The organism is Exiguobacterium sp. s127 (assembly GCF_018618695.1).
GTDB lineage: Bacteria > Bacillota > Bacilli > Exiguobacteriales > Exiguobacteriaceae > Exiguobacterium_A > Exiguobacterium_A oxidotolerans.
Genome location: NZ_JACSMO010000004.1, coordinates 174,181 through 190,483, shown reverse-complemented (window position 1 = coordinate 190,483; position 16,303 = coordinate 174,181). Strand labels below are relative to the sequence as shown.

Genomic DNA, 16,303 nt, shown 5'->3' with positions numbered 1-16,303 from the left:
ACGTTTTTTATTGCATAGAAAAAGCTTCATCTCCTAAAAAAGAAGAGATGAAGCTTTTTAATTAACGTTCCCGTAGTTCACGATTAAATTGTTGGAGCAGGCGTCCAAATGCTTCCGTATCATCGCCTGACCAGTCTGTCAGTAAGCGTTCGATGCTCGCGAGGCGTGCCGTCCGGTAAATCGTCAATTCTTCCTGTCCGAATGAAGTGATGTGATAGAAGAAGGCACGGCCATCTGCTTCATCGCGTACTTTTTCGACCAATTTCTTTTGATCGAGCGCTGCCGCTTGCCGGCTGACGGTAGAGACGTCAAGTTGCAATTCGCGTGCCAATGTCTTCACCCCGACTGGACCAGACTCGGACAGTTGACGCAGTAACAAATACGACGCGCGATCTAAATTTCGGTTATCGGCCGTCGCTGTCGTCAAACGACGAATCAGAATCGCAAGTTCTAGTTCAATCACTTCGAGTGCCTGATCAGACATGTTAATCCCCTCTTTTCCTAAGTGCTTCATGTTTCCCATCATTACGCAAGGACTTAGCCCCTGTCAATGAGAGGTCAGGAAACTTGACAGTCCATTAGTTGTATTATACAATCATTTCTGTTATTTAATTGCATCATACAACTTATTTATTCAGAACACACACAAAAGGAGAATTCCGATGAAAGCTTATGAATCGATGAAACAAGAAGTGATCACAGTCCACGAAACAGACGTCATCCGCCATGTCGTCGAACGTTTCATCCAATCCGGAATCAGCGGTGTTCCCGTCATCAATGACGAGAGCGAAGTCGTTGGGTACATCAGTGATGGTGACATCATGCGGGCGATTGGAAAGCACAAAGACATCATCGTCGATACGTTTTTATATGTAGATGTCATCAAAGGGGATGAAGAAGATTATGACGCGCGGGTGCGTCACATTCTGAACCGTCCGGTCATGGAGATGGCACGCCGGAAAGTCGTCACGGCAGATGTTGAAACGGAGATGGAAGAAATCGCAGCGACGCTCGGTTCGAAACGGATTAAAAAATTACCGATTTTAAAACAAGGAAAGCTTGTCGGAATCATCAGTCGGGGCGACGTCATCCGTCACTCCTTTAAACGGTTCTTATAAGAGAAAGAAGGGACAATATGGCACTTGCCAATAAAACAACGACGCTTGCGCCGGAAACGGTGTTAGAAGAAAGCAAGCATGGATTATTCCACCAACCGATTGCCGTGTGGGCAGTATTTTTTGCGAGTATCACGGCATTCATGGGGATGGGGCTCGTCAACCCGGTTTTACCAACGATCGCCGATAATTTAGAAGCCTCAAAAAGTGAAGTCACGCTCTTATTTACAAGTTATAATGCCGTCATGGCATTCGCGATGCTGATCACAGGTGCGATTTCATCACGGATCGGTCAAAAGGGAACATTGATGTTAGGAATTGCCGTCATCGCGCTCGTCGCTGGATTTGCAGCGCAAGCCGATAGCATTTGGACGCTTGTCGCCTTACGTGGCGGCTGGGGGCTTGGGAATGCCTTGTTCGTCGCAACGGCACTTGCGGCCATCGTCTCCCTTTCGTCAGGCGGGACAGCAAAAGCAATCATCTTATATGAAGCAGCTGTCGGTCTCGGGATTTCAATTGGGCCGCTTCTCGGAGGGACACTCGGTTCGATCACATGGCGTGCACCATTCATGGGTGTCGCGACAATCATGGTCATCGCCTTCCTTGTCCTGTTGTTCTTGATGCCGAAACCGGTCGCAACAACGACGGCACCACGGCAAAAAATTTCCTTGCTCGCGCCTTTCCAAGCGATGAAACACCGGTCGCTCTTGACACTCGGGATTGTCGCGGCCTTCTATAACGTCGGTTTCTTTACAATCATGGCCTATGCGCCGTTCGTCATGAAACTGCCGGCACAAGGTCTCGGGTTCGTCTTCCTGGGATGGGGGATGTTGCTCGCCATCACGTCTGTCTTGACGGCACCGAAATTAAAACAATGGCTCGGGACGATTAAAGCGATGGTGTTGATGCTGTTACTGTTCGCCGTTCTCTTACTATTGATGGGGATCTTTACGGAAACACCAGATGTCGTCATCGTCTGTGTGATTCTTGCCGGGGCGGTACTTGGTAATAACAACACACTCATTACGACAGCCGTCATGGACGCGGCACCGGTCGAACGTTCGACCGCATCTGCTGCATACAGCTTTTTACGTTTCCTTGGGGCAGCCATCGCGCCATTCATGGCCGGTAAATTGGCTGAAATCTTTAACGCAAACTTGCCGTTTTACGTCGGGAGCGGATTTGTCTTACTCTCTGTCGTCATCATCGGGGTCAATCTTAAGCACATCCGTCACATCGATACAATCGATAGCGGTCACTAAACAATCCGCTCTTCTTTCAATTGCTTAAGAAAGAAGAGCGGATTGTTTTTCTTAATCAGGATACGTAGTACGTAAAAAAGTCATAGACTCGACGATAAGGGATTCGATGACAGCCAGATCGACATCTGCTACCGTATTGATATAGACGCATGCCTTTCCACTTTTGTGTTTACCTAACTTGGCGAGCAATGCCTCACGATCAGCCCCGGGAGCGAAATAAAGACTAATGTTTGCTTTGCGAGGTGAAAAACCGACGAGAAAGGCATCTCCTTCATGTCCGGAGGCGTATTTATAATGATAGTGACCAAATCCGATCATTGATTCTCCCCACATGACAGGTGGAGCGTTCGTCGTTTTTTCAAATAGCTGAAGTAATACCTGACAATCTGCGCGCCTTGCAGGGGATTCGATTTGATTTAAAAATTCAGTCACACTGTTTGTGTTGGGTTGCGTTTTTTGTTTGTAAGTCATATGGCGGCTCCTTTCTGAAAACACCTATTGATATTTATGATTTTAGTTCTTCTTTTCCCGATTTTATGTCGATCCACTCAATAAGAATCGAGGTGAGCGTGATGAAGGTCCATAGTATTTACTTTATTGGTTATGAAGGGAAGGTCGAATGGCGTATTTTACGGGTCAATCGTCTGGAAGAAATACTGGAAATCGATGTCGTCCTATCGCAATCGGACAACCAGACCAGTCATCGATTAAATATGTCGTTCGCTGAGTATGATTCCTTTGCGCATGATTTTTTAACGGTCCATGAGCAACTTCGTGGATCTGCGACCTATACGCAAGCAGATTTTCACATGACGTTGACCTATCATCGTCTCGGTCACGTCACGATTGAAATCGGATGGAAGGGTCAACAGACAATAGCGTTGCAAAGTGATCAGAGTTATCTCGGACAAGCGCTTGCGAGTATCGGAGTCTATACGTAAAAACCGCTCGAGTCTTCGAAAGAGAAGGCTTGAGCGGTTTTTTTCGTTCAGGCTAGGGGTTCAAGTGCGAGTTGCTTACATAACGCAATCGTCTGGAAATACTCCGACAAGGGAATCGATTCATCGACTTGATGGGCGAAACGGAAGTCGTGGAACGAAGCGACGGCAATCGGGAAGGTCCGGTTGGCTTGGCTGAACATGGCTCCGTCCGTCCCACCCGGAATCGCAACGCGCCGCGCCGGATGACCCGTGATGGTTTCCATGTGTCGTGCAACCGTTTCGAGGAACGGTGCATTCGCATCCGTCTCACATGAAGGAATCTCTTTGATGACACGCAGGGTCATCGCGAACGTCGGATCTTCCTTACGCAGCCGTTGTTCGATCTGCGCAAAAGCTTCTAAAATCTCGAGGCGTCCGAATCCGGGAATCGTCCGGATGTCCATGTAAAAGGAAGCGTTACTCGGGATGACATTCGGACCTTCTCCGCCTTGGATCGACGTGATCGAGGCGACGACAGGACCGAGTTGCGGGTGGCGATTGTCGGTGATCGTGAAACGGTCCGACTTCACTTCCTGAATGACACGATACAGATCATCGATGGCATTTTTTCCGAGTTGCGGCGCGGAACTATGAGCCCCTTTACCGACGCACGTCACTTCGATTCCGACGACACCTTTTTGAGCATACCCAATCATTCCGCTTGTCGGCTCCGTGATCAACAGCGCATCTAAATCGTCGGCGTCACCACGTTCCGTCAAATACTTCGCGCCTGTCATACCATTTTCTTCATCAGATGTAATAAGTAGTTTGAGATGATTCGGGCGGTCCGCACAGTCCTTTAACTCAATCATCGCATTGACCATTGCCATCACACCAGACTTCATATCGGATGCCCCGCGACCGTAAATCCGTCCGTCGCTGATTTCACCACCAAAAGGTTGTTTTGTCCAACCGGTCGTTTGGACAGGTACGGTATCAAGATGACCCGAGAAACCGATTGTTTTTGGTTCGGTGGCTACCTCGCTTGCCGGAAGGGTCGCGACGAGACAGATTCGTTTTGGCGCGACCTCAATCCATTCGGTTTCGATTTCGTGAGTGGTCAAGTAGTCATAGACAAAAGTCGCGACGTCTCGTTCCCCGTCGAGCGGATTGACACTCGGAATTTGCAGGCAGTGTTGCAGTGATTCGATTTGTTGTTGTTGCGTCATGCTGATTCCTCCTTGATTTACATTCACTAGAGTATTCCCCGAAAAAAAGCTATCCGAGAGATAAACAAGCGAGGAGAAAATTTAAAATCGCGGTATTTCTTAGAATCAAATGGTCCGTTTTTAAGAGGATGCGTCAAAGGACTGTGGTCAAAAGGCGCAGATTGTTGATTTAATAAGTCGAAGGACATACGAAAAAGAGGAGGACGATTCGAAATCGTCCTCCTCTTTATTTAGATGTTGCGATGTTTCATGCGTCAAATGGATCGTTATTCAGCATCCGTCTTCCATTTATCATCAATCAACATCTCGCCAGGCCATGTGTAGGCCATGATCCCGCCGTCTGCTGTGATGTCTTCACCTGTCACGTAAGAGCTGTCGTCGGAAGCGAGGAAGAGGGCAACCGTTGCCATCTCACGTGGTTTCCCGAGACGACCCATTGGTGTGATCCATGCATTGGCATCACGGAATTGTTTTCCTTGGTCTTCGTCTTTTCCACCGACGAGCGTGTCGATGAGTGGTGTTTCGATCGTACCTGGTGAGAGCGAGTTGACACGAATGCCCTCACGCGCATAATCGATTGCCATCGCCCGTGTAAAGTTCGTGATTCCACCTTTTGCTGCGTTGTAACCTGAGCGGTTTAAGTCGGCAGCGCGACCTGACATCGATGACGTATTGATGATCGATCCGCCCTTCTCAAGCATTAAAGGAATCAAGAATTTACTCGTCAAGAATGTACCACGTAAGTCGACCGCGATGATTTGGTCAAACAGTTCAATCGGATATTCATGGACTTTTCCGCCTTGCTGATCAATCCCGGCATTGTTGAACAGAACGTCAATCGTTCCGTACGTGTCTTTCAGCTGTGTCGCGAGCTGTTCGACACTATCGACTTGCGTGACGTCGACGTGAATCGCTTCCGCTTGTCCACCAGCCTGTTTGATTTTTTCGACCGTCTCCTGTGCTTTTTCAAGATTGACGTCAGCACAGACGACTTTCGCCCCTTGTTCGGCAAAGACGAGTGCCGTTGCTTGACCAATTCCTGTAGCTGAACCTGTAATAACTGCTACTTTATTCTCTAATCGACCCATGTGTAATTTCCTCCTTCTAAGTACTCTTGCTCCGAATGTTGTTCACCTTATGAATCATTCCCTTGACTTTGGAGGATAAACCTACTGAACTGTCTAGCAATCCATGAGAACGGGAACAGATGAAAAGTGAAAACCCGACAGGAAAGGAATGAGAACGCTGACATCTGAACAACGTGAATATGCAAAAAAATTACTCGATGAAGCGATTCTGTACCAAATCGAGTTAGAGAAAGATGTATTTAAGGATGAGTTGATTGACCGGACGACACCGGTCTTATGGTTTGGTGACGTAAGCGAGCGTAGCTGGCTTACGATTGCGACGAATCCGTCGGCAGGCCAGTTTTTGAACCGGGATGGCACGTTACGCTATGAGACGACAGGACCATTCGTCCTAAGAGAAGTCGATGCGCCGCTTACGGAGTACCGGACGGACCAACGATTTAATCAAATGATTGATTCCTATAATCGTTATTTCAAACAGCCGGACATTTATAAATCGTGGTTCGGACGGGAGGGGGGAGGAAAATTGGAAGGTTTTCTGAATGGATTCGAAGCTTCTTTTTACGGAACCGGAGAGCCGGTCATCCATACGGACTTCTTTCCCTTTCCGACGAAACGGTACATGGGAACGATTGCTCAGCGACATGAACTGGAAGAAACCGTATTTGGTCAGACGTTCCTTTTGAAATTGATTCGTCTCTTTTCGTTACGCGGCATCATTCTCCTCGGACGGGAACATACGGAACGTTATCGGACAATCGATCAGACGGCTACATGGCAAGCGCCCGAGCCGGTCCCGGGGTATCTGGATGCCGTCTTCGAACTCGGGTCTTCGGAACAATTTTCCGTTCCAATCATCGGTCTTCACTTTAAACCGAGTGAGCAGTTCATCGGACTCGGGAATCGGCCGGACTGCCATGGTGTCAGTCATGGCACATACGGATCGGCGGAAAGCTTATGTAAAATCGGAAAATATATCCGCAGCCGACTTGAAGAAGGGGATTGACACTATTTTTCCAATCCGTAATAATAGATTTGTATTAGCACTCTTATTGTTAGAGTGCTAAAAAAGAACTAGGGGGCATCGGAAATGGAAACGAAACAGTTCAAGGCAGAGTCGAAACGTTTACTCGAAATGATGATTCATTCCATCTACACACATAAGGAAATCTTTTTACGTGAGTTGATTTCGAACGCTAGTGACGCGATAGACAAGATTTATTACAAAGCATTGACGGACGAGACACTGACATTCGAAAAGGATGCCTATAAGATTACGATTGAACCAAACCAAACGACACGACAGCTCGTCATTCGTGATACGGGAATCGGGATGACGAAAGACGAGCTCGAAGCGAATCTCGGAACAATCGCGAAGAGTGGGTCACTTGCCTTTAAGGCGGAGAATGCCGCGCAAGACGGACACGACATCATCGGACAGTTCGGTGTCGGCTTTTATTCGGCATTCATGGTCGCGGATGTGGTCACGGTCATCACGAAACCATTCGGTAGCGAAACAGCGTACAAGTGGGAGTCGCACGGTGTCGACGGTTATACGATTGAAGAAGTCGAAAAAGCTACAGTCGGGACGGAAATCACGCTGCACATCAAAGCGAACGAAGAAGATGAAAATTATGATGAGTATTTAGATACGCATCGTTTGCGGACGATCGTCAAAAAGTATTCCGACTTCATCCGCTATCCGATTGAGATGGAAGAGACGGAACGTCAACCGATTGAAGGATCGGACGAGATGGAAGAAGTGAAGGTCGTCAAGACAATCAACAGCATGGTGCCGATTTGGCGGAAAAATAAACGGGAGTTGACGGACGAGGATTACACGAACTTCTATCAAGAAAAACGATATGGATTTGATACACCAGTCAAGCACATCCATATCAGTGCAGATGGTGCCGTCCGTTATCAATCGATTTTATTCATTCCGGAGCAACCGTCCTTCGACTATTATTCGAAAGAGTTCGAGAAAGGGCTTGAATTGTATGCGAACGGCGTCTTGATCATGGAAAAATGCAGTGACCTCTTGCCGGACCACTTTAGCTTCGTCAAAGGGATGGTCGACTCGGAAGACTTGTCACTCAATATTTCACGTGAGTTGTTGCAGCACGACCGCCAACTCAAATTGATTGCAAAAAACATTCAAAGTAAGATTAAGACGCAACTTGAAGGACTGCTTCGTGACGATCGCGAGAAGTATGAAGCCTTTTATCAAGCCTTTGGTCGTCAATTGAAGTTTGGAATCTACAATGATTACGGCATGCATAAAGAGACGGTCAAAGATCTTGTCCTGTTCCACTCGGCAAAAGAGAAGAAGCTGGTCACGCTCGCTGAATACGTCGCGGCGATGCCGGAAGATCAAAAATACATTTACTATGCTTCAGGGGAAAGTACGGACCGTTTAGATAAGTTGCCACAGTCGGAGCTTGTCAAAGACAAAGGGTTCGACATTCTGTACTTTACGGAAGAAATCGATGAGTTCGCGATTCAAATGTTGCTCAACTATGAAGGAAAAGAATTTAAATCGGTTACGAGCAGTGATCTTGGCATCGAGCAAGCGGATCAAGCAGAAACGACCGAAACACAAGTCGAGATGTTTACAGCGATGCAAGAAGTGCTTGCTGGGCAAGTCAAAGAAGTCAAAGCTTCTTCACGCTTAAAATCACATCCGGTCTGCTTCGCGACGGATGGTGCCGTTTCGATTGAAATGGAGAAAATTCTTAAATCGATGCCGAACAACCAAGATGTTTCAGCCGTGAAAATTTTAGAGTTGAACACGTCGCATGACGTCTTCCAAGCCATTGAAACGGCCTTTAAAGAAGACCGTACGAAATTTGAACGCTATACGAAATTAATGTACCAACAAGCGTTGCTCATGGAAGGCTTGCCAATCGAAGATCCAGTTGCGTTTGCAAATGAAGTGTGTGCCTTGATGGTGTAAGAATGATCGCTTCAGCGTGTAGACAAACGCTTATGAAGCGTGAACATGCGATATCGAATTGCAATTCGTTCGTGCTTTCCTGTATTTCTCTCACGGTATTACCTAAAAAGCATCACGTTTCGTTGACTCCTACGGGGAAAAGTGCGTTTTTAACGCACTTTCAGAGGCAGGCAAGACCCTGCTCGTTGTCCGTGAGGATCAAGGAGCAACGGCTTGCGCCTCGCCCGAGGAAAGCAACGAAAAAAAGACGCTTTTTATTTCTCCATACCATGTTGTCTACAACTTAAAAAAGGGATTGCACATCACGGTAGATGGCAATCCCTTCTTTTTTTCTCGTCTCGGCTAAGCTGAGCGTTATTTTTTTATTATTCAGCGCGAAGTTCAGTTGGTACTTTGCCGCGTTTCGAGACGACATTCAGGACGACGAGTGCGAGTAAGAAGGCGATAAGTGCACCGATGAAGCCGATGATTGATGAATCGGTTAAACCGAGCACAAGGTAGCCGACTGCCGATGTCGCTGCACCAACCAACGCATACGGAAGTTGTGTCGTGACGTGATCGATATGATGCGAACCGGCACCTGTCGAACTGAGAATCGTCGTATCGGAAATTGGTGAACAGTGGTCTCCGAAGACGGATCCGGCAAGAACGGCAGCGAGCGTCGGAAGTAAGAGATTCGGTTCGACCGCCATGATGAGGTCAGCACCGATCGGCAGCATGATACCGAATGTTCCCCAACTTGTACCTGTCGAGAATGCCATTAAGCTTGCAATCAAGAACAATAAGAAGGGGAGGTACGAAGCAGAAATCGACTTACTGACGAAGCTTGCTAAGTACTCACCTGTTTTCATGTCACCGATAACAGCGATGATTGTCCAAGCGAATAATAAGATGACGACAGCAGGCCACATGGATTTCATCCCAGCCCAGATGCTGTGTCCGTATTCGCGCGCCGGGATTTTCCGACCAATCAACATCAGGAAAGCAACGACTAAACTGATGACGACACCAGCAACGAGTGAACGTGTTACGTCTGTCGCTTCAAATGCACCAATCAACGTAAATGCACGATTGTCAGCAGCGAGTGCCTGAGCACCGGTAAAGAGTAATGCGGAAACCGTTGCAATGACGAGAACGATAATCGGAACGACGAGGTCACGTACTTTTCCACCTTCGTGTTCTTTGACTTCCTCTGCCATCCCCATCGGTGTTCCTTTACTTGCGTCGAAAAGTTCACCTTTTAATGCACGAAGTTCATGCGTCCGCATCGGTCCGACCGCAATCCCTGTGTACGCGATGTAAAGCGTCAGCAATAGAGCGAAAATCGCATAGAAGTTGAGTGGCACGATCATCATGAAAGCACTGAATGCGGAATACTCCGTAATCGAATGTGTCGTCAAGATACCCGCGATGATTGAGATGATGAACGCTCCCCAACTTGAAAGCGGGCTGATGACACAGACTGGAGCAGCCGTCGAGTCAATAATATAAGCAAGTTTTGCACGCGAGACGCCACGACGGTCCGTTAACGGACGACTGACATTCCCGACAGCAAGACTGTTGAAGTAATCATCGATGAAGATTAAAATACCTAAACCAAATGCTGCGAGGCGAGCGCCGCGCGCTGTCTTGACGTGTGTTGTTGCCCATTCACCGAAGGCATGTGCACCGCCCGATGTTTGGATAAGCGTCGATAGAACACCGAGTAATAGTAAGAAGATGAGTAATAAGACGTTCCATTCATTTAACGCCCCATCCGCCCAAAATAGACTAAAGATGTTTTTGCCGAGATAGACGACCGTATCGATTGGATTAAAGCTATGCAGCAATAAAGCACCAATCAAAATACCGACACCAAGTGAAATAACGACTTTGCGCGTCACGATTGCAAGTGCGATTGCAATGACAGCTGGAATGAGCGCAACGATTGAATCTGAATAATTGACCATTGTGTGGTTCCTCCTCTTTTTTTAGAAGATGAGACCCATTGCATATAAAAAAGCAAGGGCACCGGCAACAAAGCCGACACCCTTGCTGGATGCGTCTTTCTTAGCCGAATTGGAGCGCTCCATACAAAACACGTATGGCAATCGAACGGGTATTTCCCAATTCGACCAGTACCATCAAGTCAGACACTTGACGATACTTCGGCAGCATTACCTTTCCTTGATCGTCCTCGTTGTCATCCTCAGATCAAATACTCATTAAGACCGCGCCTCTACCTCATCGATAGAATAGTCATATTCTTTTAATAAGAAAACCTTATCATATTTCAGAAAAAAGTTTCAAGTCTGTTTTTAAAAAAAGTAGTAAAGTCTGTTCAAAAGGAACAATGAAGTTATTCGGCGTTCATCCGATTTAAATGGGCAGCACCGATGACACCGGCATTTCCTTCCAATGCAGCTAAGCGAATGATTGTTTTTTGACGTAACGTCGGGTAGAGACGGGCATTGACGGCTTGTAAGAGCTCTTCCCAAAATAAATCGGCGGAAGCCGTAACACCGCCACCGATGATGACGGCTTCCGGATCAAGTGTGTGAATGATGTTCGCTACGCCTGTTGCTAAATGATTTACGAAACGAAGCCTTTCCTGTGTATTGCCAAGAAGTTGTGCAATAGAAGATTCATTTAATGAATCAGCCCGCGTCTGAAGAGCCGTACCGCTTGCTAATCCTTCGAGTGAGCCTTTGTTCAAGACGTGATGTTCCGGTCCAGAAGCATCGATGATCGTATTTCCGATTTCACCAGCATATCCGTGTGCGCCTCGAATCAACGTCTTTTGATAGACATATCCACCACCGATTCCTGTACTGACTGTCATGTAATAGATGGATGTATAGTCTTGTCCTGCCCCGAACAATGCTTCGCCGAGCGCGGCGGCATTTGCATCATTTTCAAGGGAAACCGGGATGTTGAAGAACTCTTCTAACGGGCGAACTAAATTTACATCGTCCCAACCCGGCAGGTTTGGAGGTGACAATAGCCGACCCGTTGCTGCATCAAGCGGACCAGGCGCTGCGATACCAATTCGTTCGACTTCAAATTCTTCAAGTAGCTTTTGGATGGCTTGTCTTAAATGTTTAATTGTATAGTCCGGGCCAGCAGCCGCCTCTGTCAAAAATCGATATTGTTTTACGACATGGTGCTGATTGATTGCGGCAACACGCGTGTGAGTCCCACCAAGATCAATTCCGATGTGAAGTCGTTGTTTCGGTGTTGGATTTGGACCAGTCAATAGAAGTTTCCCCTTTCCAGAAACGGTACAAGTTACTTTTGCCGGAATCAGAACCGTGTCTCCGGCGGTATAACGCAATTGGTTGATGATCAGCGTGCCACTGATGATAGTGATGACTTGGAAGGAAGTTCGTGGTGCAATCGTAATCATGTCATGGATGGCCCATTCCTCGACAAAAAAATAGGCGTTGGTTGTCAGTAGTCTTGAACAAAAAGAGGTCGGTACATAAGGCTCCTCGTACTGGAAATGAGGAAATTGAATGACTTCGAGTGCTTCTTTAAGGTGGAGTTGACGCGGTTTGTTGGTCGAATGGTCAATTCGATCGTAATCGTACAACCGGTACGTGGTATCAGAGTTCTGCTGGATTTCGATGACAAGACACCCTTCGGTTAAAGCATGAACAGTACCTGCTGGAACGTAAAAAAAATCGCCGGGTGAAACAGGCAAATCAATTAAGCCGGAAGTTAAATCGTCTTCACGGACAGCGCGCAACAAATCAGCTTTTGTTTTGAAGTCATGCCCATAAATAATGGTGGCGTCTGCCGGACAATCGACGATATACCAGCATTCATTTTTCCCGTAAGGCTGTCCTTCTAGGCGACAGGCATCATGATCGTCAGGATGGACTTGAACGGATAAATCATCCGCAGCGTCAATCCACTTAATGAGTAAAGGAAAAGCTTCCGTTGTGTCCATCCCAAAGATTTCAGGGTGATTTGACCATAAATCCCGTAGTGCATCACCGGAAAAACGTCCGGCATTCACCTTGGTTTGCCCGTTTTGGTGATCAGCCAAGGTCCAAGCTTCACCGATGTTTTGTTTGCCTAACGTATCAAATCCATATGCACCAAGCTTACATCCACCCCATATCCGCTCCTGTAAAATCGGCTCAAAACAAATCAGTTCTTCCATGATTGTTCCTCCTCCAAGTTGTTTTCGATTACAACACTACACTTTTTAAAAATAAAAATAAACAAAATAAAAATCAAGTATAGACATGGATGTTAAAATCCGTATAATCAAAGTTGTAAGCGATTCCAAAACGCGGAAGGAATGGTTGAAATGAAAAAAATCATGTTGGCGTGTAGTTCAGGAATGTCGACGAGTATTCTCGTCACTAAGATGCAGGAACATGCCCAATCACTTGGTGAAGAGGCGACAATTTGGGCAGTCGGTCAAGACCAAGCTTTAAAAGAAATGGATGGAGCAGATGTTGTATTGATTGGTCCACAAATGCGCTTTTTATTATCAAAATTTCAACAAGCGACAGATAAACCAGTCGAAGTCATCGATATGATGGCGTACGGAATGGCCGACGGAAAAGCGGCCTATGAACAAGCCGTTAAGTTGATGGGGTGAAGAAATGAAAACAAATGAACAGACGATGGAACAAGTAGCATTCATGATGATTTTGCATAGTGGAAATGCGCGAAGTACGATTCGTGAAGCAATCGAAGTGTACAAGGAAGAATCATTTGAGGCATTTGGGCGGTTATTAACAGATGCCCGAGAACAGTTGCAAGAAGCGCACCAGATTCATTTCGGTCAAGTCCAAAAAGAAGCGAGCGGTGAGCCGACGACATTGTCTTTACTGCTTTTGCATGCAGAAGATCATTTGATGTCGACACAAACGATGCTTGATTTGACGTCAGGATTAGTTGAAATGATGGAACATAAATTTTCTCAAAAATAAGAGGAGGGATTGAAATGGCTGGTAATAGTAAGTGGTTCGATTTGTTGAGTCGTTTTCTGATGCCGATTGCGGCATATTTAAACAATAGCCGCTATCTTCAGACGTTACGTGACGCGTTCATGCTCGCTTTTCCGATTACGATGTTCGGTTCATTAATCGTTGTTATTGCGAATTTACCATTCTTAGATAAATTTATGTCGCCTGGAGTATTGGATGCTTTTAAAACTTCATTAGGAAACGCCCCCTCGGCGACGATGGGAATCATGTCACTATTCGTCGTCTTCGGTATCGGATATTATCTTTCGAAAAGCTATGATGTAGAAGCTGTTTTTGGTGGTGTAATCGCCCTTGTTTCTTTTTTACTTTTAACACCTTTCTTTGTAGCAGTCGAAAATGTTGCTGATCCTGTCGGAAATGTCATTCCACTTGACCGTCTCGGTGCAAAAGTCATGTTCCTTGCAATGATGACAGGGTTCTTAGCAGGAGAAATTTATCGATTTGTCGTTCAAAAAAACTGGACGATTAAAATGCCGGCTGGTGTGCCGACTGCTGTGGCTAAGTCATTTTCAGCTCTTGTGCCTGCACTTTTGACACTTTCCATTTTCCTTGGCATTAACATCGCTATCACCTCGCTTTTAGACACGAATCTCCACGATTTAATCTTTAATTTAGTTCAAAAACCACTCGTGAATCTTGGGAACGGTTTGGTTCCGACATTAATCGCCATCTTTTTTGTTCAATTGTTTTGGTTTTTCGGCCTGCATGGTCAAGTTATCGTCAATTCGGTCATGGATCCGATCTGGAACACTTTGTCACTTGAAAACTTAAACGCCTATACGGCGAATGGAGAACTCCCGAATATCATCAGTAAACAATTCATTGAAATTTATACAGTTGGAATTGGTGGTTCCGGTTCGACACTGGCTGTCGTCGTCGCAATCCTCCTTTTCATGCGCTCAAAACAGTTGAAGCAAATCGGTAAGTTATCGATCGGACCCGGAATCTTTAACGTCAATGAACCAATCATTTTCGGGTTACCAATCGTCATGAACCCCCTCATCATGATTCCCTGGATTTTTGCACCGTTGATTACCGTAACCGTTACTTATTTTGCGATGTCGACAGGAATCGTTCCGCCGCCAACAGGAGTTGCTGTGCCTTGGACGGTGCCGATGTTTATCAGTGGCATGATGGCAACGAATTCACTGGCGGGCGGATTGTTACAACTCGTCAACTTCGCCATTATCATGGCAGTGTGGTTCCCATTCCTAGTCTTCATTGACCGCTTGAATATGAAAAAAGAACGAGAAGAAGCGAATGTTGCCGGAGATGAAAATCAACATGTAGGTTGAATTCAAAAATAGAGATAGGACGTGGATGAGATGAATCAAACGGAAGTTACGACGGCAAAAGAACAAAAGTATACGTTCCCTGCAGATTTTTGGTGGGGAACAGCAGCTTCAGCGACACAAACGGAAGGTGCAGCATTTGAGGGTGGAAAAGGACCGAACATTTGGGATCATTGGTACGAACAAGAACCGAATCGCTTTTTCGATGGTGTAAATGCAACGGTAGCCTCTGATTTTTATTATCGTTATGAAGAAGATATTGCGTTGATGAAAGAACTCGGACACAACTCGTTTCGAATCTCGATTTCCTGGTCACGTCTTTTTCCTGAGGGGCAGGGGGAAATGAATCCGATTGCCATTGATTTCTATAATCGTGTGATTGACGAATTGATTGCAGCGGACATCGAACCGTTCGTAAATCTATATCACTTTGATATGCCGCTTGCACTGCAAAACATCGGTGGCTGGGAAAGTCGTGCCGTCGTCACCGCCTATACAGAATATGCTAAAACGTGCTTTTCACTATTCGGAGATCGTGTCAGTAAATGGTTTACGCATAATGAGCCAATCGTCCCGGTAGAAGGTGGCTATTTATACGACTTCCACTACCCGAACGTTGTTGATTTCAAGCGTGCCGTTCAAGTGGCCTATCATTCGATTTTATCGAGTGCACTTGCAATACAGGCCTATAAAGAAACAGAGCAGACGGGTGAAATTGGCATCATCTTGAATTTAACGCCATCTTATCCTCGAAGCCAAAATGCTGGGGATGTGAAAGCGGCCCAAGTAGCCGACGTATTGTTCAATCGTTCCTTCTTGGATCCTTCCGTACTCGGAACGTTCCCGGCCGAATTGGTCGATTTATTGGAACAACAAGGTGCTTTGCCCGAGGTCGTTCAAGGTGACCTGGAACTCATCGCGAAAAATACCGTTGATTTACTCGGAATTAATTACTATCAACCACGACGCATCAAAGTAAAAGAGCACCTTCCGCATCCAGATGCACCTTTCATGCCGGAGCATCTGTTCGATTATTACGAGATGCCGGGAAGAAAAATGAATCCATATCGTGGCTGGGAAATCTACGAAAAGGGAATTTACGATATTTTGACGAACCTGCGAGAGAATTACGGGAACATCAAGTGTTTTGTTTCTGAAAATGGAATGGGTGTAGAAGGGGAGGAACGTTACCGGGACGAGGACGGCAGTGTTCAGGACGATTATCGCATCGATTTCATCGCCTCTCACTTGCAATGGATGCATCGTGCGCTGAAGGAAGGATCAAACGTCAAAGGTTATCACTTATGGACGTTCATGGATAACTGGTCTTGGAGCAATGCCTATAAAAACCGTTACGGTTTTGTCGGACTCGATCTCGCGACCCAAAAACGAACGGTCAAGAAAAGCGGCCATTGGTTCAAACAATTGATTGAAGAGCAAGGATTTACGAAATAAC

Annotated in this window: 15 protein-coding genes and 1 riboswitch; of the genes, 9 read left to right on the top strand and 6 right to left on the bottom strand. The window is 46.3% G+C overall.

The genetic code is table 11. From position 1 onward, the window contains the following. Window positions 1–61: 61 nt before the first annotated feature. A complete protein-coding gene (locus KNP98_RS07595; protein WP_088838261.1) occupies window positions 62–484 on the bottom strand; it encodes a MarR family winged helix-turn-helix transcriptional regulator in 423 nt (140 codons plus the stop codon). Between the two features lie 178 nt (window positions 485–662). Here KNP98_RS07595 and KNP98_RS07590 point away from each other — a divergent pair, with 178 nt between their 5' ends. Both KNP98_RS07590 and KNP98_RS07585 read left to right on the top strand, forming a co-directional pair. Then, window positions 663–1,118, top strand: a complete 456-nt coding sequence (locus tag KNP98_RS07590) for a CBS domain-containing protein (RefSeq protein WP_029332115.1) — start codon at window positions 663–665, stop codon at window positions 1,116–1,118. Window positions 1,119–1,135: 17 nt separating this feature from the next. Then, a complete protein-coding gene (locus KNP98_RS07585; protein WP_214811036.1) occupies window positions 1,136–2,377 on the top strand; it encodes an MFS transporter in 1,242 nt (413 codons plus the stop codon). 51 nt (window positions 2,378–2,428) lie between these two features. On the opposite strand, the gene KNP98_RS07580 is transcribed toward KNP98_RS07585, so the two are convergent. Continuing rightward, window positions 2,429–2,848, bottom strand: a complete 420-nt coding sequence (locus tag KNP98_RS07580; RefSeq protein WP_214766284.1) for a DUF1801 domain-containing protein — start codon at window positions 2,846–2,848, stop codon at window positions 2,429–2,431. A gap of 101 nt (window positions 2,849–2,949) precedes the next feature. Here KNP98_RS07580 and KNP98_RS07575 point away from each other — a divergent pair, with 101 nt between their 5' ends. Continuing rightward, window positions 2,950–3,318: a hypothetical protein gene (locus tag KNP98_RS07575; RefSeq protein ID WP_088838257.1), complete on the top strand. Its 369-nt coding sequence runs from the start codon at window positions 2,950–2,952 to the stop codon at window positions 3,316–3,318. Between the two features lie 47 nt (window positions 3,319–3,365). Here KNP98_RS07575 and KNP98_RS07570 read toward each other — a convergent pair whose 3' ends face one another. Together KNP98_RS07570 and KNP98_RS07565 are read right to left on the bottom strand one after the other, a co-directional pair. After that, window positions 3,366–4,526: an ArgE/DapE family deacylase gene (locus KNP98_RS07570; RefSeq protein ID WP_214766286.1), complete on the bottom strand. Its 1,161-nt coding sequence runs from the start codon at window positions 4,524–4,526 to the stop codon at window positions 3,366–3,368. A 266-nt stretch (window positions 4,527–4,792) separates the two neighbouring features. Further along, window positions 4,793–5,614 carry an SDR family oxidoreductase gene (locus tag KNP98_RS07565; RefSeq protein WP_088838255.1) on the bottom strand — a complete coding sequence of 274 codons (822 nt, stop codon included), beginning with the start codon at window positions 5,612–5,614 and terminating at the stop codon, window positions 4,793–4,795. A gap of 148 nt (window positions 5,615–5,762) precedes the next feature. Here KNP98_RS07565 and KNP98_RS07560 point away from each other — a divergent pair, with 148 nt between their 5' ends. Together KNP98_RS07560 and htpG are read left to right on the top strand one after the other, a co-directional pair. Beyond that, window positions 5,763–6,620 carry a hypothetical protein gene (locus KNP98_RS07560; RefSeq protein WP_214811034.1) on the top strand — a complete coding sequence of 286 codons (858 nt, stop codon included), beginning with the start codon at window positions 5,763–5,765 and terminating at the stop codon, window positions 6,618–6,620. An 84-nt stretch (window positions 6,621–6,704) separates the two neighbouring features. Continuing rightward, on the top strand, window positions 6,705–8,570 hold the full coding sequence (gene htpG / locus KNP98_RS07555) for a molecular chaperone HtpG (protein ID WP_214766290.1): 1,866 nt from the start codon (window positions 6,705–6,707) through the stop codon (window positions 8,568–8,570). Between the two features lie 365 nt (window positions 8,571–8,935). On the opposite strand, the gene KNP98_RS07550 is transcribed toward htpG, so the two are convergent. Both KNP98_RS07550 and manA read right to left on the bottom strand, forming a co-directional pair. Continuing rightward, complete coding sequence (locus KNP98_RS07550; protein ID WP_088838252.1) at window positions 8,936–10,519, bottom strand: Na+/H+ antiporter NhaC family protein; 1,584 nt, start codon at window positions 10,517–10,519, stop codon at window positions 8,936–8,938. Between the two features lie 104 nt (window positions 10,520–10,623). Then, window positions 10,624–10,799, bottom strand: a riboswitch (Lysine riboswitch). Between the two features lie 109 nt (window positions 10,800–10,908). Beyond that, a complete protein-coding gene (manA, locus tag KNP98_RS07545) occupies window positions 10,909–12,717 on the bottom strand; it encodes a mannose-6-phosphate isomerase, class I (RefSeq protein WP_214766292.1) in 1,809 nt (602 codons plus the stop codon). A gap of 150 nt (window positions 12,718–12,867) precedes the next feature. On the opposite strand from manA, the gene KNP98_RS07540 reads away from it, so the two are divergent. From KNP98_RS07540 to KNP98_RS07525, 4 genes are read left to right on the top strand one after another with little or no spacing between them, the layout of a single operon-like run. Then, on the top strand, window positions 12,868–13,164 hold the full coding sequence (locus KNP98_RS07540) for a PTS sugar transporter subunit IIB (protein ID WP_088838250.1): 297 nt from the start codon (window positions 12,868–12,870) through the stop codon (window positions 13,162–13,164). Window positions 13,165–13,168: 4 nt separating this feature from the next. Next, window positions 13,169–13,498, top strand: a complete 330-nt coding sequence (locus KNP98_RS07535; RefSeq protein ID WP_214811032.1) for a PTS sugar transporter subunit IIA — start codon at window positions 13,169–13,171, stop codon at window positions 13,496–13,498. 14 nt (window positions 13,499–13,512) lie between these two features. Further along, on the top strand, window positions 13,513–14,850 hold the full coding sequence (gene celB / locus KNP98_RS07530) for a PTS cellobiose transporter subunit IIC (RefSeq protein WP_214811030.1): 1,338 nt from the start codon (window positions 13,513–13,515) through the stop codon (window positions 14,848–14,850). 30 nt (window positions 14,851–14,880) lie between these two features. Then, a complete protein-coding gene (locus KNP98_RS07525; protein WP_088838247.1) occupies window positions 14,881–16,302 on the top strand; it encodes a glycoside hydrolase family 1 protein in 1,422 nt (473 codons plus the stop codon). Window position 16,303: the final 1 nt, after the last annotated feature.